This window comes from Litchfieldia sinesaloumensis (assembly GCF_900156865.1).
In the GTDB taxonomy this organism is placed as follows: domain Bacteria; phylum Bacillota; class Bacilli; order Bacillales; family Bacillaceae_L; genus Ferdinandcohnia; species Ferdinandcohnia sinesaloumensis.
Genome location: NZ_LT732529.1, coordinates 253216 through 279384 on the forward strand (window position 1 = coordinate 253216; position 26169 = coordinate 279384).

24 protein-coding genes and 1 other annotated feature are annotated in these 26169 nt (G+C 37.8%); of the genes, 18 read left to right on the forward strand and 6 right to left on the reverse strand.

The features are described from left to right. Positions 1–87: 87 nt before the first annotated feature. Complete coding sequence (locus CZ490_RS01255) at positions 88–903, reverse strand: bifunctional hydroxymethylpyrimidine kinase/phosphomethylpyrimidine kinase (RefSeq protein ID WP_077617172.1); 816 nt, start codon at positions 901–903, stop codon at positions 88–90. A gap of 229 nt (positions 904–1132) precedes the next feature. Between CZ490_RS01255 and trhO the strand changes: the two genes are divergently transcribed. The 3 genes from trhO (at position 1133) to CZ490_RS01270 (ending at position 3138) form a co-directional block, all read left to right on the forward strand. Continuing rightward, a complete protein-coding gene (gene trhO, locus CZ490_RS01260; RefSeq protein ID WP_077617173.1) occupies positions 1133–2101 on the forward strand; it encodes an oxygen-dependent tRNA uridine(34) hydroxylase TrhO in 969 nt (322 codons plus the stop codon). 120 nt (positions 2102–2221) lie between these two features. Further along, a complete protein-coding gene (locus CZ490_RS01265; protein ID WP_077617174.1) occupies positions 2222–2488 on the forward strand; it encodes a hypothetical protein in 267 nt (88 codons plus the stop codon). 20 nt (positions 2489–2508) lie between these two features. After that, a complete protein-coding gene (locus CZ490_RS01270) occupies positions 2509–3138 on the forward strand; it encodes an NUDIX hydrolase (RefSeq protein ID WP_077617175.1) in 630 nt (209 codons plus the stop codon). Positions 3139–3211: 73 nt separating this feature from the next. On the opposite strand, the gene CZ490_RS01275 is transcribed toward CZ490_RS01270, so the two are convergent. Both CZ490_RS01275 and CZ490_RS01280 read right to left on the reverse strand, forming a co-directional pair. Further along, entirely contained in the window at positions 3212–5317 is a 2106-nt protein-coding gene (locus CZ490_RS01275; protein ID WP_077617176.1) for a transglycosylase domain-containing protein, read from the reverse strand. A gap of 220 nt (positions 5318–5537) precedes the next feature. Beyond that, positions 5538–6044, reverse strand: coding sequence for an antibiotic biosynthesis monooxygenase (locus tag CZ490_RS01280; RefSeq protein WP_077617177.1), 507 nt, complete (start codon positions 6042–6044; stop codon positions 5538–5540). Positions 6045–6187: 143 nt separating this feature from the next. Between CZ490_RS01280 and CZ490_RS01285 the strand changes: the two genes are divergently transcribed. The 4 genes from CZ490_RS01285 to hemY all read left to right on the forward strand — a co-directional run bounded on the left by CZ490_RS01285 (position 6188) and on the right by hemY (position 12188). Further along, the gene (locus CZ490_RS01285; protein ID WP_077617178.1) at positions 6188–8326 is read left to right on the forward strand and encodes a transglycosylase domain-containing protein; all 2139 of its coding nucleotides are present in this window, start codon (positions 6188–6190) and stop codon (positions 8324–8326) included. A gap of 213 nt (positions 8327–8539) precedes the next feature. Beyond that, a complete protein-coding gene (hemE, locus tag CZ490_RS01290) occupies positions 8540–9577 on the forward strand; it encodes a uroporphyrinogen decarboxylase (protein ID WP_077617179.1) in 1038 nt (345 codons plus the stop codon). Positions 9578–9599: 22 nt separating this feature from the next. After that, complete coding sequence (gene hemH, locus CZ490_RS01295; RefSeq protein WP_077617180.1) at positions 9600–10532, forward strand: ferrochelatase; 933 nt, start codon at positions 9600–9602, stop codon at positions 10530–10532. A 225-nt stretch (positions 10533–10757) separates the two neighbouring features. Continuing rightward, a complete protein-coding gene (hemY, locus tag CZ490_RS01300) occupies positions 10758–12188 on the forward strand; it encodes a protoporphyrinogen oxidase (RefSeq protein WP_077617181.1) in 1431 nt (476 codons plus the stop codon). A gap of 154 nt (positions 12189–12342) precedes the next feature. Here the strand turns inward: hemY and yhfH are convergent, their stop codons facing one another. Further along, on the reverse strand, positions 12343–12471 hold the full coding sequence (gene yhfH, locus CZ490_RS01305; protein WP_077617182.1) for a protein YhfH: 129 nt from the start codon (positions 12469–12471) through the stop codon (positions 12343–12345). Positions 12472–12662: 191 nt separating this feature from the next. Between yhfH and CZ490_RS01310 the strand changes: the two genes are divergently transcribed. The 7 genes from CZ490_RS01310 (at position 12663) to CZ490_RS01340 (ending at position 18540) form a co-directional block, all read left to right on the forward strand. Next, complete coding sequence (locus CZ490_RS01310; RefSeq protein ID WP_077617183.1) at positions 12663–13394, forward strand: MBL fold metallo-hydrolase; 732 nt, start codon at positions 12663–12665, stop codon at positions 13392–13394. A gap of 7 nt (positions 13395–13401) precedes the next feature. Next, a complete protein-coding gene (locus CZ490_RS01315) occupies positions 13402–14394 on the forward strand; it encodes a lipoate--protein ligase (RefSeq protein WP_077617184.1) in 993 nt (330 codons plus the stop codon). A gap of 170 nt (positions 14395–14564) precedes the next feature. After that, positions 14565–16118 carry a fatty acid--CoA ligase family protein gene (locus CZ490_RS01320; RefSeq protein WP_077617185.1) on the forward strand — a complete coding sequence of 518 codons (1554 nt, stop codon included), beginning with the start codon at positions 14565–14567 and terminating at the stop codon, positions 16116–16118. 120 nt (positions 16119–16238) lie between these two features. Next, complete coding sequence (locus tag CZ490_RS01325; protein ID WP_077617186.1) at positions 16239–17015, forward strand: enoyl-CoA hydratase; 777 nt, start codon at positions 16239–16241, stop codon at positions 17013–17015. A gap of 181 nt (positions 17016–17196) precedes the next feature. Next, on the forward strand, positions 17197–17925 hold the full coding sequence (locus CZ490_RS01330) for an AzlC family ABC transporter permease (protein WP_077617187.1): 729 nt from the start codon (positions 17197–17199) through the stop codon (positions 17923–17925). Further along, positions 17918–18223, forward strand: a complete 306-nt coding sequence (locus CZ490_RS01335; RefSeq protein WP_077617188.1) for an AzlD domain-containing protein — start codon at positions 17918–17920, stop codon at positions 18221–18223. Before CZ490_RS01330 ends, CZ490_RS01335 begins: the two co-directional genes overlap by 8 nt. Before the next feature lie 11 nt (positions 18224–18234). Further along, positions 18235–18540, forward strand: coding sequence for an MGMT family protein (locus CZ490_RS01340; RefSeq protein ID WP_077617189.1), 306 nt, complete (start codon positions 18235–18237; stop codon positions 18538–18540). A gap of 24 nt (positions 18541–18564) precedes the next feature. Here the strand turns inward: CZ490_RS01340 and argS are convergent, their stop codons facing one another. Next, on the reverse strand, positions 18565–20250 hold the full coding sequence (gene argS / locus CZ490_RS01345; protein WP_077617190.1) for an arginine--tRNA ligase: 1686 nt from the start codon (positions 20248–20250) through the stop codon (positions 18565–18567). 42 nt (positions 20251–20292) lie between these two features. Further along, positions 20293–20657, reverse strand: a binding site (T-box leader). Between the two features lie 175 nt (positions 20658–20832). Between argS and CZ490_RS01350 the strand changes: the two genes are divergently transcribed. From CZ490_RS01350 to aceA, 3 genes are all read left to right on the forward strand, one after another. Beyond that, positions 20833–22092 (forward strand): M48 family metallopeptidase, encoded by a 1260-nt coding sequence (locus CZ490_RS01350; RefSeq protein ID WP_200801536.1) that lies wholly within the window; start codon positions 20833–20835, stop codon positions 22090–22092. A gap of 284 nt (positions 22093–22376) precedes the next feature. After that, positions 22377–23966 (forward strand): malate synthase A, encoded by a 1590-nt coding sequence (aceB, locus tag CZ490_RS01355; protein ID WP_077617192.1) that lies wholly within the window; start codon positions 22377–22379, stop codon positions 23964–23966. A gap of 27 nt (positions 23967–23993) precedes the next feature. Further along, entirely contained in the window at positions 23994–25271 is a 1278-nt protein-coding gene (gene aceA / locus CZ490_RS01360) for an isocitrate lyase (protein WP_077617193.1), read from the forward strand. Between the two features lie 69 nt (positions 25272–25340). Here aceA and CZ490_RS01365 read toward each other — a convergent pair whose 3' ends face one another. Beyond that, a complete protein-coding gene (locus tag CZ490_RS01365) occupies positions 25341–25577 on the reverse strand; it encodes an IDEAL domain-containing protein (RefSeq protein ID WP_077617194.1) in 237 nt (78 codons plus the stop codon). Between the two features lie 279 nt (positions 25578–25856). Here CZ490_RS01365 and CZ490_RS01370 point away from each other — a divergent pair, with 279 nt between their 5' ends. Then, complete coding sequence (locus CZ490_RS01370; protein ID WP_077617195.1) at positions 25857–26069, forward strand: hypothetical protein; 213 nt, start codon at positions 25857–25859, stop codon at positions 26067–26069. Positions 26070–26169 lie beyond the last annotated feature (100 nt).

Sequence of the window (26169 nt, forward strand, 5' to 3'; positions counted from 1 at the left end):
TCGTCTAGGCAGGTTTTTTCCTAGCATTTGAAATAAGAAAAAGCTGTAGAGCTTGTCTACAGCAGTGTTCTCAGGTTCTGACCTTCTTTAGTTATCCCCAAATATCCGACGAGCAGCGTGGTTTGTCGGGCCTACATATTCATTTAATTTAAATGAATGACGAATTGCGGCAGTGATAAATTTCTTTGCTTCATATATCGCGTCCTTCGTTTCAAGACCTTTTGCAAGGCCAGCAGCGATTGCGGATGAATACGTACAGCCAGCACCGTGGGTAAAGGTTGTTTCAAAACGATCACCTTCAAGGATCTCTATTTCATTCCCGTCATATAAAACATCGACAGCTTTATCATGCTTTAGCTTACCGCCGCCTTTTACAAGGACATACTTCGCACCAAGGTCATGAATTCTAATAGCTGCCTCTTTCATTTGGTCTACAGTTGTAATTGAACCAATTCCACTTAATTGACCAGCTTCAAATAAATTTGGAGTAATAACAGTAGCAATTGGTGTAAGAATTTCTCTAATTGCTTCAGCATGATCAGGGAACATCACTTCATCTTCCCCCTTACAAACCATTACAGGATCTACTACAAATTTATTTAGGTTATGTTTTTTCGCTGCGTCTGCAGCAATTTCAATTATATCAACAGTAGGAAGCATACCAGTTTTTGCGGCATCTACACCAATACCATCAAGGATTGTTGCTAATTGTGCCTTGATAATATCGTTATCAACCGGAAATACCTGATGGTTCCAGTGGTTGTTTGGGTCCATCGCAACAATTACAGTTAAGGCAGACATACCAAATACACCGTACTCCTGCATTGTTTTTAAATCGGCTTGAATACCTGCTCCACCACTACTATCGGAACCTGCAATTGTTAACGCCTTTGGTAAACTCATGTTTGAAACCCCCATCTAGAAAAAATTTGACAAGTTATATTATATAACAATTGTGTCGAATAGATATATTTTTATATAAAAAAAGCGTACTTACAATAAAAGGAAGGTATAAAAAATTGATTTCTTATAATAGATTTTGTTACAATACACTGATGTAAGAGAAAAAGTGTAATTCGATCCTAAACACATTCATATCTTGCAAATATTAATGATAGGCGGTCGAAAAAGAATGACAGAAACAAAAACTTATCGAGTATTATTGTATTATCAGTATGTAACAATTGAAAACCCAACAGAATTTGCAGCAGAGCATCTTGCTTTCTGTAAAGAAATCGGCCTAAAAGGCCGAATTTTAGTAGCAACAGAAGGAATTAACGGAACAGTCTCTGGAACAATCGAACAAACTGACAAGTATATGGAAGAAATGAGGAAAGATCCTCGCTTTGCATCGATGGTTTATAAAATTGATGAAGCAGAGGGACATGCGTTTAAGAAAATGCATGTAAGACCTCGTCCTGAACTGGTAAACCTAAGTCTTGAGGATGATATTAATCCCCATGAATTAACAGGTCAATATTTAAGTCCAAAAGAATTTTATGAAAGAATGCAGGATCAAAATACAATTATTCTAGATGCAAGAAATACCTACGAATATGATTTAGGGCACTTCAGAGGTGCAATTAGACCAGATGTTGAAACTTTCCGTGACTTGCCACAATGGGTTCGTGAAAACAAAGACATGCTTGAAGGGAAAAAGATTCTAACTTATTGTACTGGTGGTATCCGTTGTGAAAAATTCTCTGGTTGGTTAGTTAGAGAAGGATTTGAGGATGTAGGTCAGCTTCATGGTGGAATTGCAACCTATGGAAAGGACCCTGAAGTACAAGGTGATCTTTGGGACGGACAGCTTTATGTTTTTGATGAAAGAATCGCAGTTCCAGTAAACCATAAAGAGCATGTAATTGTGGGGAAAGACCATTTTACAAGTGAACCATGTGAACGTTACGTAAATTGTGCAAACCCTGAATGTAATAAACAAATACTATGTTCAGAAGAAAATGAGCACAAGTACTTAAGAGGCTGTACACATGAATGTCGCGTGCACCCACGTAATCGTTATATAGAAGAAAATGGATTGACAAAGGAAGAAGTGGCTGAGCGTCTTCAAGCCCTTGAAAATGAATTAGTCCAACAATAAGATTAAGTGAAAGAAACCACAGTGAAATGATCACTGTGGTTTTTTAATAGAAAGTAGATAAGTTAGAGTCATCTACACGACACTTTTTGGTACAATAAAGTAAAGTGAAAGGAGCGAGCCGTGCAAATTATAGCTTCCCAACCATATATAGTTATACAGCGTAAAATTGAATGGAATGAACAAAAGTACATTGAAACACACCATCAGTTGCGATTATTCGAAGATCGCATTCTTTCTTCTGTGAATGAATTCCATCTAGACTCTGTGCTTGATGTTTCATTTCGATCAAGCTTTTTATACCTCCACACAAACCAAGGAGTATTCTCCTATAATATAAAAGAAGAACCACTTGATTTTATAAATGCTTTTAAGGAATTAAAACAGTAATAAAATTTTCGAGGTGAACTATGGAAATTGAAAAAATTGTCAATGTAGTCAAACACCGAACTCCATCTATATTAGGACGCGGGGATTTTAAACGCTTTTCCATTCTTCTTCCGTTAATTAAAAAGGATAATGAAGTTCATGTCCTTTTTGAAGTTCGTTCAAATGAGTTAAGAAGACAGCCAGGAGAAATCTGCTTCCCGGGTGGAAAAATGGACCCAACTGATAAAAACGAAGAGCATACTGCAGTAAGGGAAACAATGGAGGAACTAGGGTTAAAGGAAAGTCATATAACGGACGTAAGTCCACTCGATTATTTTGTCTCACCGTTTGGTACGATTATTTACCCATTTGTAGGTGTTATCACCAATCCGGATCAAATACGTCCGAATCCTTCAGAGGTTGGAGAAGTATTTACTGTGCCATTATCCTTTTTTCTTTCAAATCCACCGCAAATTTTCAAAGTGAATTTTCATGTGGAGCCTGAAGAAAATTTCCCTTATAACGATATCGTAGGTGGAGAAAACTATAATTGGCAAGTGAGAGGGATGGATGAGTGTTTCTACTATTATAAAGACCGTGTCATATGGGGATTAACTGCCGGAATACTGAAACATTTTATTGAAGTGATTGATAGTAGCCCTGCTAATTGAGGGGCTTTTTTATGTGGTAATGTACGAATCAAGTGAAAAAAGAGTATCGAATCCCGATACTCTTTAATAGAGACTAGTTCCCTATTAAGTCTCTAATCTTATTCTCCACTTTTTCGCTCACATTTTTAAGGTCTTTTTTTGCTTCATCTAGAACCATTTTCCACTTTGTACTTTCTTCCTTCAAGGTCTCTTCAATTTTTTCAGCTGTTTCTTTAATTTCTTCCTTTGTAATTGTTTTTCGATCCTCTTGTCCGGAAAGCTTTGCGTTAACGGAAACGACATCAAATGAATCAACTTCCATCGATGGGAGCATTTCCTCCATAATAGCCTTAAATAAAGGAACGACAGAAACTGAGCTACTGCCTGGGAGATAATGTGTTTCGTCTGTCTTATCATAACCTAACCATATAGCACCAACGAAATTTGGTGTATAGCCAACAAACCATTGGTCTTTTGTCCCATTAATATGTTTATAAGGGAGCTGTGTTGAGCCTGTTTTTCCTGCTAACTCAACGCCAGGGATTTTTGTTCCTTTCCCTGATCCTGTTTCTACAACATTTAGTAGCATGGAGGTCATATCATTTGCGACTTTTTTAGAAGTAACCCTAGTCGTTTTATGCTTATGTTCTGCAATGACGTTCCCGGTCGGGCCTACAATTTTGGATATTAGATGACCTTCTGGGCGCTTCCCTTCATTTGCGAATACAGAGTAAGCCTCAGCCAATTGTAATGGTGAAATTCCTGTACGCATTCCACCAAGTCCAATTCCTAAGTATTTATCCTCTGCTACATAAGGAATGCCAAATCGTTCTAAAGCATTAAGTCCCTGATCAAGCCCAATTTGGTCTAATAGCCAGACTGTAGGTGCATTTAATGAGTGTTCAACAGCTTCGTACATCTTAACTTCTCCTTGATATGTTTTTGAAAAGTTTTCAGGAGTGTAGTCTCCGTATGTTTTTAACTCATCTACTAGTACGGAAGATATTTCATAGCCATTTTCAAGTGCAGGTGTATAGACGGCTAAAGGCTTTATTGTCGAACCTGGTTGTGCCTGTAAATGGGTGGCCCGATTAAACCCACGGAAAACTTGGTCACCACGTCCTCCAACTAAGCCAAGAACTCCTCCGGTTTCAGGATGTAAAATAACAGCTCCGCTTTGAACAAGTACGTCCTTGCTTTTTGGAAAAAGGTAGTCTTTCTTATAGACAGTTTCAAGAGCGGATTGAATTTGTTGGTCCATTTGTGTATAGATGCGATATCCACGAGTTAAAATCTCCTCTTGGGTCAAGTCATATGTTTTTACTGCTTCATCTAATACCGCATCCACATAGTATGGGTAGTTTCTTTCAATATAGCTTCCGCCACCATCTTCAAGCTTGATTTCTTCCGTTTTGGCTTGTTCATATTCATCATCAGAAATCATGTTTAACTCATGCATTTTTAATAAGACAGTGTTTCTTCTATTAATGGATCTATCATAGTTTTTATATGGGTCCAATGCCGATGGTGCTTGAAGTAGTCCAGCAAGCAAAGCTGCTTCACTTATCGAAACATTTTCTATTTCTTTATTAAAATACTTCTTTGATGCCTGGCTAATTCCCCATGACCCGTTTCCAAAGAAAACTTGATTAAGATACATTTGCAAAATTTCGTCTTTAGAATAATGCTTCTCAATTTCCAGTGCTAGGAAAAGCTCTTCAATTTTTCGCTTATACGTTTTCTCAGGTGAAAGAAGTGCATTCTTGGTCAGCTGTTGTGTGATCGTACTCCCACCGCCAGTTATTCTGCCTGCAAATAGATTATTGAAAAAGGCACGCGTTATCCCTTTTATATCGAAACCATTATGGGAATGAAAACGTTCATCTTCAATTGCGACAACTGCATTCTTTACATGGTCAGGAAGCTCCTCGATTTCGACTCCTTCAGTTCGGTTTGTCATAATCGTGGTTGCTACTTCACCGTCTTTATCATAAATAACAGTGGCTTGACGTAAACCATCCTTTAAAGATTTAACATTAGCCTGACTAGCCATAAAGGCAAAAAATAGCATGGACACTAAAATTATCACTAATACGGTTAGTAATAAAATCTTCGTCAGATGCTTATCACGCCAAAATCGTTTAATAGATTCCCAGATTCGTATAATATATGGAATGATTTTTTTAAATAAACCCTTCATAATCGTTTCTCCATTCATTTGGGTACTGAACTTATATTTTATAATAGTTATTTGAATAAAAATAGGCTTAAATCTGTAGATGTGGAGTGTGTCGGGATAAGATAGATTATTGAAGACATAGGAAAACGATTACTGGTATATCGAATACGGCCTAAACGGTATACAACCCAATCGAAAAACGTTACCTGCTATCCCGAATACGACTAAAACTATCAATAACCTATTCATCTTCTAACAAATAGTATGTTTTTGTGTATACAGGCCCAGAAAAAATAGTTGTGTTTAAGCCGGCTTTATTTTTTTCTATCAATTGCTCTAGTTGTTCAAATGCTATTGAGTGGGACCAATCCGAGTAGGATGATGCATTTTCCCAAAAGGTTGTAATTACAAAAGAATCGCTTTTAATCGGCCGAAGTACACGATATGCAACCAAGCCAGAAACATTTTGAAATAGCATGCTCATGTTTGAAATCTGGCTTTCAAATAGTGGCTTCCCCTCGTCAGATACTGGAACATAGGTGAACGAAGCAAAATTCGCATGACTAATGTCTCCACTACCAGTGATGATTTCATATTTTCGTGGTGCAGCAAAGACAGATTTCTTAGTTGTTTCATGTAGTAGCATTGCTGTTTCATTATTAAAAAAAGCATTCATATTTTTAGTTTTATGCTTATTTTGCAACTTCTTTAAAAAGTCAGGTGTACCAAATGCAATATAAAAATTCATATTACCCTCCTTAATATGTACAGACATACATAGTGAGAAACTTTTACAGTCATACTAAAAGATAACATAAGGAAACATGTATAAAAAATGTGTGTGAATGTTTGAGACTTGCTACATTTTTATTACTCCAAGGAGGTTGCTGTATGAAAAGGAAATTATTTCTCTTATTCTTTACTGTTGTCGGTTCGTTTGTCCTTGGATTGTTTGGGTATTTGCTTATCATATATGCAGGCGACTATGTCATTGATGACAAAAAGCTTGTTATGAATTCTGCAACTAAGCTTGTCAGTAAGGATGGACAATTTATTACAAAATTATATTATGAAAATCGTGACATTGTACAGATAAAGGATATTCCAGAGCATGTTCAACAGGCATTTATCGCGGTTGAGGATACACGGTTTTACAAACATCATGGTATCGATCTTCAAGCGATTGGTAGGGCTGTCTATAAGGATATTGTTGCTGGTGGAAAGGTAGAGGGTGGCAGTACGATCACACAGCAGCTTGCCAAGAATGTCTTCCTCACCAATGAAAAAACCTTCCTTAGAAAGACAAAAGAATTAATTATTGCGATTAATTTAGAGGAGGAATACAGTAAACAAGAACTTCTTGAAATGTACCTGAATCAAATTTACTTTGGTCATGGAGCTTATGGAATTCAGTCGGCATCAAAGTTTTACTTCAATAAAAATGCAAGTGATTTAACAGTGGAAGAAGGGGCGTTGCTGGCCGCAATTCCTAAAGCACCATCTAGATACTCTCCTGTATTAAATCCTGAAAAAAGTATACAAAGAAGGGACCTCGTTATTAGCCTAATGGAGAAAAGAGGGTTTTTACAGCCAGAGGAAGCGGTAAGGGTCCAAGGAAAGACAGTAGCTTTGGATATTCAGGAGGTAGAACGAGACCCGGCATTATTGACTTACATCGATATGGTTTTCGATGAGGCAAAAACTCGCTATAAACTATCAAATGAAGAATTATTAAGAGGTGGTTATACAATCACTGTCCCACTTCATATGGAAATCCAAAAAACGGCATACGAGCTCTTTAAGGATAAAAAGAATTTTCCAGGTGTAGACGATAATGTCGAAGGTGCCTTTGTCCTATTAGATAATGAAACTGGAGGGGTCTTGGCTAGTATAGGAGGCAGGCATTATGTAAGCAGGGGGATTAATCGAGTTCTGGTTAAACGGCAGCCAGGATCAACAATAAAACCACTTGCTGTGTACGGCCCTGCCCTAGAAGAAAATGAATTTGAACCGTATTCGATGTTAGTTGATAAAAAGTTGTCTTATGGAGAATATGAGCCAAGCAATTATTCGGGTATCTATAAAGGGAAAATTTCAATGTATGATGCAGTAATTGAATCGGCAAATGCACCAGCGGTATGGATGCTTGATCGTCTTGGGATTGATACTGCAAAAGAATACTTAACAAAAACTGGGATTACAATTCCTGATCAAGGTTTATCGATTGCTTTAGGAGGGCTTCAGGAAGGGATTTCCCCAATTGCTATGGCGAAAGCTTATCGTGCTTTTGCTCGTGATGGAAAGGTTATTGAACCCCATGTAATAAGTAAAATCGAAGACCGTGATGGAAAAGTGATTGGAGAGGCACCGAAACATGAGACTGAGGCGTTTTCAAAACAAACGGCTTGGTATATGACGAGAATGCTCGAAGGAGTTGTCGATAGTGGGACTGCCAGAGTAGGTTCGTATTCTGGCGCACTTGCTGGTAAAACAGGGACAACTAACTTACCAGGGGTCGAGAACGGAATAAAAGATGCTTGGTTTGTTGGGTTTACGCCAACTGTCGTAGGGGCAATATGGATGGGGTATGATTCCACAAACTCAAATCAATATTTAAAAAGTGGGAGTGCATCACCGACGAAATTGTTCAAAAAGATTCTTGACCATTCAGAGCTTAAAAATATGACAGCTTTTTCAACTCCAAAAGATGTTGAAGAACTTGAACCTCCAATTCGACTATCTGAGATTTCTGATGTGAAAGCAAATCTATCTTTCAAGCCGCTTGGGCTTTTTACCGTTTCACTAAAATGGAAACCATCAGTGGATGAGCGTATTGAATATCGGATATATGAAGAAAATTCTAAGTCTGTTAAGTACGTAGGCTCTGTAAGAGGTATCGGTGAGTACGAAATTGAAAACGTAAATATTTTTTCAATGCCTTCTTATTTTATAGTCCCATATAACTCACTAACTAATGAAGAAGGTTCATATTCAAAAGCTGTAAAGCCTACCTTTTTTTCAAACAAATAATAATTTTACAGAGGGGTGCTAATCTTCACTCCTCTTAAATGTTCGTCAAATTTTTGACATTTACCTCGGTTTTGTATACAAGGATAGTAGAAACAATTATAGTGGTAGAGTGAGGATCAATGAAGTGTTCTATAATATACAATATTAATATTTTTAACGTACTTATGCTATTATTGTAGCTATTGTGAAGAGTTGAAAGGTAGGTAAATACACATGCAAAAGGGTTTTAATGATACATTACTAAGGGCGGCTAGAGGTGAAAAGACTGATCACGTACCGGTATGGTATATGCGTCAAGCAGGGCGCTCACAACCAGAATACCGTAAGATTAAAGAAAAATACGGTTTATTTGAAATTACACATCAACCAGAACTATGTGCATATGTAACAAGACTTCCAGTTGAACAATATGATGTAGATGCTGCTATCCTATATAAAGACATCATGTCTCCACTACCAGCATTAGGGATAGATGTTGAAATTAAGGCTGGTGTAGGTCCAGTTATCAGCAACCCGATTCGTTCTCTTAAAGACGTTGAAAACCTAGGAGAAATCCATCCAGAAGATGATGTTCCATACGTGCTTGAGACAATTAAGCTATTAACGACTGAGCAGCTTTCAGTTCCATTGATTGGATTTGCAGGCGCGCCGTTTACATTAGCGAGCTATATGATTGAAGGTGGACCTTCAAAAAATTATAATAAAACGAAAGCTTTTATGTATGCTGAGCCTGAGGCTTGGTTTGCATTGATGGATAAATTAGCTGAAATGACTATTACATATGTTAAGTCACAAATTGCTGCAGGTGTTAAAGCTGTGCAGATTTTTGATTCATGGGTAGGTGCACTAAATGTTACTGATTACCGTCATTTCATTAAACCTACCATGCACCGTATTTTTACTGCCTTACGTGAGGAAAACGTGCCTCTCATTATGTTTGGGGTGGGAGCGAGTCATTTAGCTTTAGAATGGCACGACCTACCATTAGATGTAGTTGGACTTGACTGGCGCTTACCTATTATGAAGGCAAGGGATCTTGGAATCACAAAAACTGTTCAAGGAAATCTTGACCCAGCCATTTTACTTGCCCCATGGGAAGTAATTGAAGCGAGGGCGAAAGAAATCTTAGACCAAGGAATGCAACAGCCAGGGTATATTTTCAATCTCGGACATGGTGTTTTCCCTGAAGTTAAACCAGAGACTCTTAAGCGTCTAACCACATTCATCCACGAATATTCGAAACAAAACTAATCTAGCTTTAGAGGTGTTAGAAATGACAAAAAAGAAAATGGGATTACTCGTAATGGCGTATGGTACTCCCTATAAAGAAGAAGATATTGAACGATATTATACACATATTCGCCATGGTCGTAAGCCTTCACCAGAAATGCTTGAAGACTTAAGAAGTCGATACGAGGCTATTGGTGGAATTTCACCACTCGCAAAAATCACTACTGAACAAGCAGAAAAGTTAGCAGAGCATCTAAATCTTATTCAAGATGAAATTGAATTTAAAATGTATCAAGGTTTAAAGCATATTGAACCTTTTATTGAGGATGCGGTTTCCCAGATGAATCAGGACGGAATAGAGGAAGCAGTAAGTCTTGTACTCGCCCCTCATTTCTCCACTTTTAGTGTAAAATCGTATAATGGGCGTGCAAAGGAAGAAGCAGAAAAACTAGGAGGACCAACAATTACATCTGTGGAAAGTTGGTATAAAGAACCTAAGTTTACCCGGTACTGGGCAAATCAAGTAAAACAAACATTTGCTTCAATGACGGATGAAGAGCGTGAAAACGCAGTATTAATCGTATCCGCTCATAGCCTTCCTGAAAAGATTATTGCTGCAGGTGATCCATACCCAACTCAGCTACAAGAAACGGCTGACTTAATTGCAAAAGCAGCGGGCGTAAAAAATGTTGAAATCGGCTGGCAAAGTGCAGGTAATACACCAGAACCATGGTTGGGACCAGATGTTCAAGACCTAACAAGAGATCTTTACAACGAAAAAGGCTATAAAGCTTTTGTCTATATCCCAGTTGGTTTTGTTGCAGACCACTTAGAAGTACTTTATGACAATGATTACGAATGTAAGGTTGTAACGGAAGAATTAGGTGTGAGCTATTACCGTCCTGAAATGCCAAATGCAAAACCAGAATTTATTGATTGCTTGGCAACAGTAATTTTAAAAGAACTAAACAAATAAATAGTTGATGTATACTATGGCTGTGTTAAATTGCAATGTTGATATTTGAAGTCTTTTGATTGTAGCGGAAGGTGGCGACTCTAGTGGGAATAGTATGAGGGCCATAGACAAGCTTGCTTGTTGAGGGGCCTCAGGCCATGCCCACTTATAAATGTCCGCATGAAGAGGAAATCAACAACACCGTTTAACATAGCCTAATCTATAGAGCAAAGAAGGCGATGTTAAGTGAGTAATCAAAAGGTAGTCGTAATAGGTGGTGGGATTACTGGTTTAACTGTAGCTTATTATCTCCAGAAAGAGGCAAGGGAGAAGGGCTTAGATATAAACTGTACGCTATTGGAAGCAAGCCATCGACTTGGTGGGAAAGTACAAACGATTGAAAAAGATGGTTTTGTCATTGAACGTGGTCCAGATTCCTTTTTAGCTAGAAAGAAAAGTGCTTCTCGACTCGTCAATGAAGTGGGGCTTGGAGATAAATTAGTTAACAATACTGCGGGTAAATCATATGTACTTGTTAATGGAAAACTCCATCCAATGCCAGGTGGCTCCATTATGGGAATACCTACGCAAATTGGCCCCTTCATTACAACTGGATTATTTACACCAATTGGTAAATTGCGTGCAGCTATGGACTTTGTATTGCCACGTACTCCGGGTGGAGCAGATCAGTCACTTGGTCAATTTTTTAGACGAAGACTAGGTGACGAGGTAGTTGAAAACCTAATTGAGCCATTACTTTCAGGTATTTATGCTGGAGATATAGACCAATTAAGTTTAATGTCTACTTTCCCTCAATTCTATCAAGTTGAGCAAAAGTACCGGAGTCTAATTTTAGGAATGAAACAAACAACACCACCAAAACCTAAGCCAAGCGGAGAAACAAAGTCAGCACCAAAAGGTCAGTTTCTAACTGTAACGACAGGACTACAATCATTCATTGATGCTATTGAAGCAAAGCTTGAGCCTGGAACGGTATTTAAAGGTATCAAGGTTGAAGGGATTGTAAAAGAACCAGAACAATATGTGATTAAGCTTAATAGTGGAGAAAACATTATTGCCGATAGTGTTGTGGTTGCGACACCACACCATGTAACACAATCTATTTTTAATCAATATCCATTTTTTGATTCATTTAAAGAAATGCCATCAACTTCTGTTGCAACTGTTGCAATGGCATTCCCGGAAGAGGCAATTAAGAAGGATATAGATGGAACAGGATTCGTCGTGTCTCGGAATAATGATTATATTATTACTGCTGTCACGTGGACTCACAAAAAATGGCCGCACACGACACCAAAAGGAAAAGTGCTTCTTCGTTGTTACGTTGGTAAAGCTGGAGATGAAGCAATCGTCGATCAATCTGATGAGGAAATTATCAAAGTGGTCCTAGATGATTTGAATAAAACAATGGCTATTACAGACCAACCTGAATTTTCAATTGTAACCAGATGGAAGGATGCAATGCCACAGTACACAGTTGGTCATAAGGATCGAATTGCAAATGTCAAGGAGAATGTTGCAGAGCAGCTACCAGGTGTCTTCTTAGCAGGAAGCTCATATGAGGGTCTAGGTCTACCTGACTGTATTGATCAGGGTGAAGAAGCAGTTAAACAAGTACTCGAATACCTAAAAATGAATACACCAGTTTTAGTATAAAAAAAGGAAGGCCTCGGCCTTCCTTTACTCATTTAGCTCTAGCTATCAGTGCATTGAAACTTTGGTCTAAGTTAATCATTTCAGAAGGGTAATGTAGACCCTTTGCGAGCACTTTCTTTTACTTGTCACCTATAGATAGGTACCATATGCATTTCTACTTAATCTCATTACAGTGGTCACATTTGTTACCGTAGCACTCATGCTGCTCATCGATGTCATGACCACATTCAGCACATTTTTTAGCTGGTAGGTTTTTGAAAAATTCTGTACTTTTAACTAACATTTATAACCCCTCCGTTTCTATTCTTATTTAGAGTGTACTATAACAGATAAAAATATGTCAATAACTGTTTTGTAACAATTTTTAAAATAAATGAATTTTTTTTGCGTATCGATTATAGTGGTAGTGGATAGGGTAAACCATTGAAGAGTTTTACTATTAAAAGGTCGAAAAAACGAAAGAAAGGTGATCCTATGAAGGTAACCGTAGTTGGATTTTGGGGTGGTTTTCCAGGAACAAATGAGGCCACGACTGGTTATTTAATTGAACACGACGGATTTCGATTACTCGTCGATTGTGGAAGTGGTGTACTAGCACAGTTGCAGAATTATATTTCAATAGATGAACTAGATGCGATAATTGTTACCCATTACCATCATGATCATATAGCGGATATTGGTCCAATGCAATACGCCAGACTCGTAACAAATATGATACATAACCAACAAAAGGAATTGCCTATTTATGGACATACAGCTGATAAAGAGGGCTTTTCAAGGTTGGAACACAAAGGACATACAAAAGCGATTCCTTATAATCCAGAGGAAAAAAGTAGAATTGGTCCCTTTACAATCTCGTTTATGAAAACAAAGCATCCAGTTGTATGTTATGCAATGAGGATTACAGCAGGCGGAAAAACAGTTGTATTCTCAGCAGATTCTAGCTACCTAAAAGAGTTTATTCCATTTACACAAGATGCAGACCTGTTTATTTGCGAGTGCAATTTATATGCGGACCAAGACGGTTCGAAAATGGGACATATGAATAGTACGGAAGTTGGAAAAATTGCAGCTGCAGCCAATGTAAAAGAGCTATGGATTACACATCTGCCTCATTACGGAAATCATCAAGACCTTGTTGAACAAGCCTCAGAACAATATGATGGTCAAATTAAATTAGCAAATTCAGGACTAATTTGGGAGTGAAGATAGTATGTTATTTATTGACAATAAAGGAATTAATGACCCACAAATAAACCTAGCGATTGAAGAATATGCATTGAAAAATTTAGATATAAATGAAACGTATTTATTATTTTACATTAATGCCCCGTCAATCATAATCGGAAAAAATCAAAACACCGTTGAGGAGATCAACACTCAATATGTAGAAGAGAATGGCATTAAAGTAGTTCGCCGTTTATCGGGCGGTGGAGCAGTATATCATGATTTGGGAAATTTGAATTTTAGCTTTATCACGAAGGATGACGGAGAAAGCTTCCATAACTATAAAAAATTTACGGAACCTGTAATTGAAGCACTACATAAACTTGGCGTAAATGCTCAACTAAGTGGACGTAATGATATTGAGGTAGAGGGAAGAAAAATTTCTGGTAATGCTCAATTCTCCACAAAAGGAAGAATGTTCAGTCACGGTACATTAATGTTTGATTCTGAAATTGATCATGTCGTTTCTGCACTTAAAGTAAAGAAGGACAAAATTGAATCAAAAGGAATTAAATCTGTACGAAGCAGGGTTGCAAATATAAGCGAATTCCTTGAAGAGAAAATTACAATTGAAGAATTTAGACAAATGCTATTACGTTATATCTTCAATACAGATAGTGAAGATATTCCTACTTACGAATTAACCGATAAAGACTGGGAGCAAATCCATCAAATATCGAAAGAACGTTATCAGAACTGGGAATGGAATTATGGAAAATCACCTAAATTTAATTATCAGCATACACATCGGTTCCCAGTCGGTTCTATCGACGTCCGCCTCGAAGTTCAAAGAGGCATAATTGAAAACTGTAAAATTTATGGGGACTTCTTTGGTGTAGGAGATGTCGAAGAAGTTGAAAACAAATTAATTGGAACAAAATATGAAAAAGCTGAATTAGAAACAGCATTAGAAAACGTTGATATTCAGCATTATTTCGGTAAAATTTCAAAAGAAGATTTTATTCATTTAATTTACTAAGTAAAATAGAGATAGCGGATAAGATTTTTCTGAATTTTATCCGCTTTTTTCAAAAAATACATAATTCTGTATTGAAAGAAAAACTTTCTTTCAATATAATATATTTAGAATTTTATTTTTTGTCATTTAATGAATGATTATTCATTCAGTGACTAAGGGGAGGGAGAAAAATGAATTTATCATCACGACTAGGGGAAACAGCAAAGAATTACTTCGACAAACCAGCATATATTTTCCAAGACAATGTAAGTACATATGCTGAATTAGATGGTGCAGTAACAAAATTTGCAAGCGGTTTAGAAAAATTGGGGATTAAAAAGGGCGATCATATTGCTCTAGTTTTGGGGAATACACCCCATTTTGTAATTGGTTTTTACGGCGCTCTTCGTGTAGGAGCTACTGTTATTCCGATTAATCCAATTTATACACCTGATGAAATCGGTTATATTGTGAATAACGGAGATGTAAGGGCTGTCATTACGTTAGACTTGCTTGTCCCACTGTTTGAAAAGATGAATGAACACCTTCCAAAAGTTGAACATCTCATTGTTTGTGAAACACCTCAAGGGGCAAGTAGTGAAGTGGATGTCTCAAAGCTCTCAATCTACCCTAAAATGAAATCGTTTACAGGAGTAGTAGGGTCAGGCGAACTCTCATATGTTGGGCCAACACTTGATGATGAGGATGTGGCAGTTATCTTATACACATCTGGAACAACTGGTAAACCTAAAGGAGCAATGTTGACACAGAAAAACTTGTACAGCAATGCAAGGGATGTTGCAGAATACCTTAAGATTTCAGAGAATGATAGAGTTATTACAACATTGCCGATGTTCCACGTATTTTGCTTAACAGTAGCGCTAAATGCTCCATTAATGAATGGTGGGACGATGCTAATTGTACCTAAGTTCAGTCCTAAGGAGATTTTTGAACTTGCAAAGGAACAACAGGCAACTGTCTTTGCAGGAGTACCAACGATGTACAATTTCCTTCTACAGTATCCTGAAGGTAACCCTGAAGACTTCCGTTCATTGCGCTTATGTATCTCAGGTGGGGCAGCAATGCCTGTTGCACTTCTAAAGAGCTTTGAACAGAAGTTTAATGTGCTAGTATCAGAAGGATATGGTCTATCAGAGGCCTCGCCTGTTACATGCTTTAATCCATTAGATCGTCCTAGAAAGCCAGGTTCTATCGGGACTAGCATTGTCAATGTTGAAAATAAGATTGTTAATGAAAATGGCGATGAAGTACCTGTTGGTCAGGTTGGCGAATTAGTCGTTCGTGGCCCGAATGTAATGAAAGGGTATTATAAAATGCCAGAGGAGACCAATGCAACATTGCGCGATGGCTGGCTTTATACTGGAGATTTAGCTGAAATGGATGAAGAAGGATATTTTTATATCGTGGACCGCAAGAAGGATATGATCATCGTCGGTGGATATAATGTGTATCCTCGAGAGGTTGAAGAAGTCCTATATAACCATCCTGAAATTGTTGAAGCCGCTGTAGTTGGAGTCCCAGACCCAGACCAAGGTGAAGCGGTTCAGTGTTATGTAGTTAAGAAGGACCCTGGTTTAACTGAAGAAAGTCTTCTTGCTTATTGTCGTGAGCATTTAGCTAAATACAAACTTCCTAGTAAAATAGAATTCATTGAAGAACTTCCTAAAAACACGACTGGAAAAATCCTTCGCCGTGCGTTAAAGGATTTAGTTGTGAATAAATAAGTAATGGATGAACAGGCCAACTATGCCTGTTCTTTTTTGAATAGAATTTGTTAAAGGAATTTTTTTATTTGAAGCGAAATAGGATGTAAGCGATATAAAAATATAAGAAGAGGTGGAATTATGACTACTGTTATATACCGAGTTGAAAATCATGTCGCAACAGTCACACTCAATCGACCAGAATCGTTGAACTGCTTTAATTATGAAATGCTCAAATCACTTGATGAGGTTATTGAGCATATCCGTACGAATGCGGATGTTCGGGTTGTTATCATTACTGCTTCAGGTGAAAAGGCATTTAGTGTTGGTGCTGATCTTAAAGAGCGGAAAACATTAAATGAGGAACAAGTGAGAAGAAATGTATATAAAATAGGTCAAGTTTTTGCAAATATAGGAGAGCTTCCACAGCCAACGATTGCTGCCATCAACGGCTATGCATTTGGGGGTGGGATGGAGCTTGCATTAGCATGTGATTTCCGTATTTCTGTTGAAGATACCCAGATGGGGTTGACCGAAACAAGCCTAGCTATTATTCCTGGTGCTGGTGGAACTCAGCGACTTCCACGTCTTATCGGGGAAACAAAAGCAATGGAGCTAATTTTGACTGCAAAACGAATAACTGCTAATGAGGCAAAAGACATTGGACTTGTTTCAAGTGTTGTGCCGCGTGAAAAGCTAATGGAAGCTTCTATGAAGCTAGCAAATGATATGTTGAAAAATGGCCCCCTTGCCTTACAACAAGCCAAGTTTGCTATTAAGCAGGGACTTAATACAGATTTACATACAGGGTTTAAAATTGAAAGAAAAGCCTATGAAGTGATTATCCCAACTGAAGATAGAGTGGAGGCACTAGCTGCATTTAGTGAAAAAAGAAATCCGAACTTTAAAGGAAAATAAATTTTGTAGGCGTCTCGTGATGGGGCGCTTTTTATTATTAAATTTTGGTTAATCTCAGGTAGAATTGAATTAATTCCGAAAGAAACAATAGACCAAAAAATTTCCAAACAAAAACATTGAAAAAACTGCCCGAATTTAAGACAATTAGTAATAAAAAAGATTAAAGGGGATTATCGGGGGAATGGCAACTACAGTACTAGCAAAAAAGCAATCAGAATTTCGTAGTGGTATCCAATCGGGCATCAGTATCGCACTTGGTTACGCACCAGTAGCATTGACCTTTGGATTATTGGCGAAGTCAACCGGGTTAACGGTAGCAGAAACTGTAATGATGAGCATAATCGTTTTTGCAGGGGCGTCACAATACATCGCCTTGCAACTAATTGCAGTCGGTACAGGTGCCTTTGAAATTATTCTAACTACATTCATTTTAAATATTAGACACTTTTTAATGTGCGCTTCTCTTAATGAGAAAGTGGAAGATGATCATCCGATTAAAAAAGCATTGTATTCCTTTGGAATCACGGATGAGACATTTTCTGTTGCGGCCGTTAAGGAAGGAAAGGTTACAACTGGTTATTTATTTGGGGTAATCTCCATATCCTATGGAAGCTGGGTTGTTTTCTCAGGGATTGGCCATGTAATTGGGGCCAGTCTTCCTCATGTGTTACAGCAAAGTATGTCGGTTGCTTTGTATGCAATGTTTATTGGCTTACTTGTACCATCATTAAAAAAACATCGGAAGGTCGTTGTGCTAGCAGGGAGCGCAGCGATTTTAAATACCATCTTTTCATTTTTCCTAGAACCGGGCTGGTCAATTGTTGCGGCTTCACTTATTGCTGCAATAGGTGTTGAAGCAGTTATAAGTCTGTTAGGAAGGAAGAAAAAGGAGGATAAGCAGCATGGATAAAACCATATTGATCATCATTATTGGGATGGGGCTTGTTACATACATACCAAGGATGTTGCCACTTGTTGTATTCAACTCTGTGAAATTACCGCCATTCCTGCAAAATGTATTAAAAAATGTTCCATATGCCATTCTTGGGGCTCTGATAATTCCGGGGATCTTCACAATTAATGAAGATATTTGGTTTGGAATTATCGGTGCTGCGGTTGCCTTTCTAGTGGCTTATTTGGGAGCAAATGTCATAGTCGTCGTATTAAGCTCAATACTTGCATTAAGTATTTATTCATTCTTTATGTAGGGAACAACATTATGAAACCTTTTACGGAAAATGTGATTCAAATTATTAAACAAATACCATCTGGTAAGGTCATGACATATGGACAGATTGCGAGACTTGCGGGAAGTCCAAGAGGTGCAAGACAGGTCGTAAGAATCCTACATTCATTGAGTAAAAAATACAATCTCCCTTGGTTTCGGGTTGTAAACGCTAAGGGAGAAATAGCGATACGTGATGAAGAGGCACATGTTTCACAATCCATCTTTCTGGAAGATGAAGGTATTGAGGTCGTAGATGGCACAATTGATTTAGTAAAATATCAGTATCATCCAGATTAAGCCTAGGATAAAATCCTAGGCTTGTTACATTTCCTCCGGAGCCTTAATACCAAGTAATTGAAGTCCTTCCTTCAGAACAATGGTAACCGAACGAACCAATGCGATACGATCGTTTATTTGATTATCTTCGTTCAGGACCTTAACATGACTATAGTATCTATTGAACTCTTGGGCGAGATCAATGATATATTTTGCGATGACAGATGGCTCATACAGCTGCATACTTCTTTGAATGATGGTTGGGAATTCCATGAGAAGCTTCACAACCGCCCAGCCGTGAGCATCATCAAGCCCGTTTGTTTCATCTCCAGTCAACTCAGCTTTCCGCAAAATAGAAGAAGCTCTTGCGTGGGTATATTGCACATATGGTCCAGTTGTTCCTTCAAATTTAAGCATCTCCTCTAGTGAGAATTCAATATTATTAAGTCTTTCATTCTTTAAGTCGTGAAAAATAATGGCACCCACACCAACCATTTTTGCGATTTCTTCTTTGTGTTCGAGGCGTGGGTTTTTGACCTCAATATTATGTTTTGCAAGTTCGATCGCTTCTCTAATAACCTCTTCTAATAGGACAATTTTTCCCTTTCGAGTAGACATTTTCTTTCCTTCTTTTAGAATAAAACCGAATGGAACATGGACCATATCTTTTGCCCACTCATATCCCATTTTTTCAAGCACTAGAAATATTTGTTTGAAATGCAAGCTTTGTTCATGGCCTACCACATAGACTGCTTTTTTGAACTTGTAGTTATCTTGACGGTAAATGGCTGCTGTTACATCTCTTGTTGCATAGAGGGTTGCTCCGTCAGATTTTCTAATTAGGCAAAGTGGAAGGTTAGCTTCTGATAAGTCAACTACCTCGGCACCCTCTGACTCAAACAAGAGTTTTTTCTCATGTAGCATTTCAACAGTCATTTCCATTTTGTCATTATAGAAGGCTTCACCATTGTAGGAGTCAAACTCTACATCGAGCAGGGAATAAATCCGTGAGAATTCCTTTAGTGATTCGTCTCTAAACCAACGCCAAAGGTTTAATGCATCTTCATTTCCTTCTTCAAGTTGCTTAAACCACTTTCTTGCCTCATTTTCAAGATCAGGGTTAAATTCAGCTTCAGAATGAAAGTGGACATAGAGCCGAAGCAATTCACTGATTGGGTTAGCCTTAACGGCCTCCTTATTACCCCAAAGTTTATAAGCAACTATTAATTTACCAAACTGCGTGCCCCAATCCCCTAAGTGGTTGATTCGAATTGGCTGATAGCCGCACTTTTCTGCAATCTTTGCTAGGGCATTCCCAATTACAGTAGACCGCAAATGCCCCATCGAAAAAGGCTTCGCGATATTAGGAGAAGAAAAATCAATTGTGATTATCTCTCCTTTTCCTATTCTATGGCTACCGTATTTTTCACCTTTAGTAAGTATGGTTTGAAGGATGTGTTTACTTACCTCTTGTTTGTTCAAAAAACAGTTCACATAGGGACCTTCTGGAACTACCTTTTCAAAAAGTGGATTCCGTAGCGATGCAGCGATTTCCTGTGCGATAACGACTGGAGCTTTTCTATATTTTTTCGCAAGTGTAAAGCATGGAAAAGCGAGATCACCCTGTTCTTGGTATTTTGGTTTTTCAATAAGCTTTACTATTTCGTCGTAAGTTAAAACATGTTGAAGTTGTGTTGAAATTTCTTCGGCGTATACCTGAACGACATTCATATTCTAAACCTCCTTAATAAAATAAAAAAATCTCGTCTCTAAAATAGAGACGAGATTTACCCGCGGTACCACTCTGATTGTTCATGATGAACCTGACTTAATAAATAACGGTTTCACCCGGCACACCCTACTAGAGGATGTTCCAAAAGTCCGGTGAAAATGACACATCGAATTTCTTCGTTGGCTCGCTTTTCCGTTCCTCACGTATTGATTACATACGCACCGGTACTCAAAGCTTCGCCGCATCGAACTTCTTGGTCCTTTTCATCCTCCTTTTTGAACATACATTATAGTTTCAGGTGAGCTTCTTAGAAGTGCGGTTCATCTTGATTTCAACACTGGGCTTTCACCATCCCCAATTCGCTATTGGTCTACATCAGGATTACTCTCTTCATCATCGAATTTTAAAATATATTTTATTCATAATAACGAATTCCTAAATAGAAATCAATGGGTATTTTTAAGCTTGCCTTGTCAAAAATGATGAAGACATGAGACTATATTGAAAGTCATTGTTCTATCTGGCCCTACTTTTAACTAAAATACTAGTAAGAGGGGTTGTACATGAAGGGGGACAGCTTAGTGAAAAAGGTAATCGGATGGTCACTTGGGATTTATCTTGTCTTTGGACTATTTATAGCATGGTATTTATTTTTTGGAGCAAATACGGACATCCCTACACAGTTAAAAGGAAGTCCAGCGGACCCGCAGACATTTATGAATGAACGCGAGCTTTTATTAAGTGAAGAGTATTCACAAATTAGAAATCTCTTGTTTTTCATATCAATTCCATTTGAATGGCTGATTTATATACTGGTCCTTGCAATTGGGATTTCTGCAAAATTTCGCGACTGGTCAAAAGTATCTGCTAAATTTTCAATTTTGCAAACGGCGATTTATCTATTTTGGCTCTCCTTGTTAGTTGAGGTACTATCATTCCCACTATCATGGATAAGCTACAATGTTTCGAAGACATATAATATAACAGTTCAATCGACTCAAGGTTGGATGAAGGATTTATTAATTGATTTTTGGGTGAATTACGCATTAATGATTGTGATTGTGGGTGTTTTATTCAGGTTGATAAGAAGAAACGAGAAACGATGGTGGTTTCATGCATGGCTACTCTCAATCCCTTTCTCCATGTTTCTTATGTTCGTACAGCCGGTTATTATTGACCCACTCTATAATGACTTTTTCCCATTAACAGATAAAGAACTTGAGACGAAAATACTGGAACTTGCAGATCGAGCAGATATCCCTGCAGATCATGTATTTGAGGTGAATATGTCTGAAAAAACAAATGCATTAAATGCTTATGTAACTGGTATTGGCTCAAATTCTCGAATTGTGCTTTGGGATACAACTCTTCAGCGTTTAAATGAAGGTGAAATATTATTCATTATGGCTCATGAAATGGGACATTATGTCATGAAGCATATTTATATTGGAATTGCGGGTTACCTGCTTTTAACTCTTGTGGGATTATTCATCATAAGTAAACTGATGAGCTTCATGATTCGAAAATGGGGTCATCTGTTTAAAATATCAAGTGTAAAAGATATTGCAGTTCTCCCTGTGTTCCTATTGTTAATTTCCGTATTAAGTTTCGTGTCAGATCCGGTGTCAAACGCTGTTTCTAGACATCAGGAAAAGTCTGCGGACTTGTATGCATTAGAAATGACGGAGGACAACCAAGCAGCAGTCACATCGTTCCAAAAACTATCAAGAGCAGGCCTAAGTCAAGTTAATCCTCCGTTCCTAGTTAAGGTATTCAGATATGGGCACCCAACAATGCTCGAACGAATAACGTATACAAATGAATTTGAAAAGAATAAGTAGTATCACGAAAGCCTTGTTTACAGTGCGAACCTGTGAGCGAGGCTTTTCTTATTTTCTCCTTTCTAAATGATTATTGATATTGGATAAAATCAATTGTATCAAGAACAGCTAAGTTTGCGAAACAGCCTTATCTTTAATGTTGTTATAGTACAGAAAAACTATATTTATAATTGTTATATAAAAATTTACAGAAAAATGTTCCATTTTTGAAAAGTGTGTTATATAATACTTTTAGAATTAATAATCTGTATTACAACAATATAAGAAAGGTGTTAATGAATAAAATGACTACACAAACCTCAGGCATTCAAATTAAAGGAAAGATGTATGAGCAGTATGAAGAAGTTTTGACACCTCAAGCATTAAACTTCATTGAAAAACTTGAACGTAACTTTGGAGAAAGAAGAAAGCAGCTACTAGAAAAAAGACAACAAAGACAGAAAGAAATTGATAATGGAAAGATGCCCACTTTCTTATCGGAAACAGAACATATTCGCAATGGTGAATGGACTGTAGCCCCGATACCTAAGGATTTGCAGGATCGGCGAGTTGAAATTACAGGTCCAGTTGATCGAAAGATGATTATAAATGCATTGAACTCAGGTGCAAAAGTTTTTATGGCTGATTTCGAGGATGCTACCTCGCCCACTTGGAAAAATATAATTGAGGGACAGATTAATTTACGAGATGCAGTAAGAGGGACAATCACGTTTGAAAATTCCAAAGGAAAACTATATAAGCTAAATGATGAAATTGCAACCCTTGTTGTTCGTCCACGTGGATGGCATTTAGAGGAGAAGCATATTGAACTTGATGGAAAGAGGATTTCTGCTGGTTTACTAGATTTTGGACTTTATTTTTATCATAATACGAAACGCTTAATAGAAAACGGAAGCGGACCCTATTTTTATCTACCAAAGATGGAGAGTCATCTTGAAGCAAGGCTGTGGAATGATGTTTTCGTTTTCGCACAAAATGAACTTCAGATTCCTCAAGGAACGATTAAAGCAACTGTTTTAATTGAAACGATTCTAGCAACCTTCGAAGTAGATGAAATTTTGTATGAACTAAAAGCACATTCTGCCGGGCTTAATTGTGGCAGATGGGATTATATATTTAGCTATTTAAAGAGATTCCGAAATGTGGATAATGTGATATTACCAGACCGTTCTCTTGTGACAATGACTGCTCCATTTATGAGTGCGTATTCACAGCATGTCATTAAAACTTGTCACAAGCGGAACGTCCATGCAATTGGAGGGATGGCCGCCCAAATACCAGTGAAAAACAATCCTAAAGCAAATGAGGAAGCTTTTGGGAAAGTACGTGCGGACAAAGAACGTGAGGCCAACAATGGACATGATGGTACTTGGGTTGCTCATCCTGGACTTGTACCTGTTGCAAGACAGGTCTTCAATACAATTATGCTAGGACCTAACCAGATAGATAAAAAAAGAGAGGATGTGCAGGTGACTGTCGAAGATCTTATCGCAATTCCTGAAGGGAATATTACTGAGCTAGGGGTTCGAACCAATATCAATGTTGGTATTCAATACATTGAATCTTGGTTACGCGGCCATGGTGCTGCACCGATACACAATCTTATGGAGGATGCGGCAACAGCAGAAATCTCTAGAGCCCAAGTGTGGCAATGGATACGTCATCCGAAAGGAATTTTGGAGGATGGGCGAAAGGTTACAATAGAGCTTGTTCAACGGTTTCAGGAAGAAGAACTTGAAAAAATAAAACTTGAAATTGGCAATGAAGCCTTTGCTTCAGGCCGCTTTACAGAAGCTACTAAACTATTTGATGACTTAATAACAAATGATGAGTTTGTAGAATTTTTAACGTTACCTGGATATGAAATCTTATAAAATACCGAAAAAATAGGAGGATATAAAATGACAAATGAAAGAATTCAACAATTACAAGAAAGCTGGGAAATGGATTCAAGGTGGAAGGGGATTGAAAGACCTTATAGTGCTGAGGATGTGGTTCGTTTACGTGGGTCAATTGATATTGAGCACACATTGGCACGTAGAGGGTCTGAAAAGCTTTGGAATCTACTAAACACTGAAGATTTTATCAATGCACTTGGCGCATTAACGGGTAATCAAGCTGTTCAGCAAGTGAAAGCCGGTTTAAAGGCGATTTATTTAAGTGGGTGGCAAGTAGCTGCAGACGCGAATTTGTCTGGTCATATGTACCCTGACCAAAGTCTATATCCAGCAAACAGTGTACCAAGTGTTGTAAAGCGGATTAACCAAGCGCTACAACGTGCTGACCAGATTCAGCACCTAGAAGGTGAAGGAGATACTGACTGGTTCGCTCCAATTGTGGCTGATGCAGAGGCAGGATTTGGTGGCCAATTAAATGTATTTGAGTTAATGAAGGGTATGATTGAAGCGGGAGCTGCTGGTGTACATTTTGAAGATCAGCTTTCTTCAGAAAAGAAATGTGGACATTTAGGCGGAAAGGTATTATTACCAACTCAAACAGCAGTGAAAAATTTAATCTCTGCACGCTTAGCAGCCGATGTAATGGGAGTTCCGACAATACTAGTTGCGCGAACAGATGCAGATGCAGCAGACCTTATTACAAGTGATATTGATCCCGTTGACCAGCAATTTATAACGGGTGAACGTACACCGGAGGGATTTTTCCGAACAAAAGCTGGACTTGACCAAGCAATTGCACGTGGTTTAGCTTATGCACCATATGCAGACTTGATTTGGTGTGAAACATCAGAACCGGATTTAGAACAAGCCAAGCGTTTTGCAGATGCTATTCATGAAAAATTTCCTGGTAAGCTATTGGCTTATAATTGTTCTCCATCGTTTAACTGGAAGAAGAAGCTAGATGATGAGACGATTGAAAATTTCCAAAGGGAAATCGGAAAAATGGGTTACAAATTCCAATTTGTTACTTTAGCTGGATTCCATGCATTAAACCACAGCATGTTTGAATTAGCAAGAGGATACAAGGAAAGAGGAATGGGAGCATATTCTGAACTTCAGCAGGCTGAGTTCGCTAGTGAAAAATATGGATATACAGCAACACGCCATCAGCGTGAGGTTGGAACGGGATACTTTGATGAAGTGGCACAGGTGATTACAGGAGGAACATCTTCAACCACGGCATTAAAGGGGTCTACTGAAGAAGCTCAATTTACGAAGTAACAGGCGCGTGAAAAAACTGGCTAACAAGTTGTTAGTCAGTTTTTATGTGATTTTACGAAATCATCATAATTACAATGTCTTACTATATAGTTTGCGGTATTCTGCTGATGCTTCCATAAACAAGCCCTCATTTTTCGAGTCAATGGCCTCATTCACTTTACTTTCTAAAAGTTCTTTTTTTCGTTTAAATAGGCTCTCATCGATAATCATTTGAATATATATGTCTAATACCGTTTCCCTAGGTGCTCTGATTGAATTTTTATCCCGTGACTTCATGATCTCTGAATAGGTTTTTCTTTTTTTCATGAAAGCTCACCCCTAAATCATTTTTACTAGTATATTTAGGAAGGTAGATAAAATCAACTGAATTTTTAGACTTTTTTTAAAATTTATTTGGAATACTTACTTTCGAATATGCAATTGCGTATTTTCACTAGGGTTCTTTCGCTCGTAAGAAACCATTTAAAATATGTTGCATTTGCAGAAAGGGATATTTATATTTTTGGGATAATATCGGCAGAATATAGGAAAAATTTGTATGATATTTTGGTTTTACAAGCAAGATAGTAATGGAGGTGGAAAAAAATGAAAAAACAAGATGAACGACTAACATCTGATATGCCAATGAATACACCATTAAATCCAGTCTTCGGAATGTCAAATACGTTAGATACTAATAACCCTTTTCTCTCTGAATCGGTCTATGCTGGAAATTCAATTGACGAACATACCACATTAGAACAAGCTAACGCCCATTTGGCTGAGAAAGAAATTGGACAAATAAATGAGAATTCATGAAAAAAATGTGGAGACAGTTTACACAAACCCTCAGAAGTGATTGGCAAGATTGAAAATTGTAGGTGGTTTTCTTTTGAAAATGTTTTTGGTTCATTAAGAG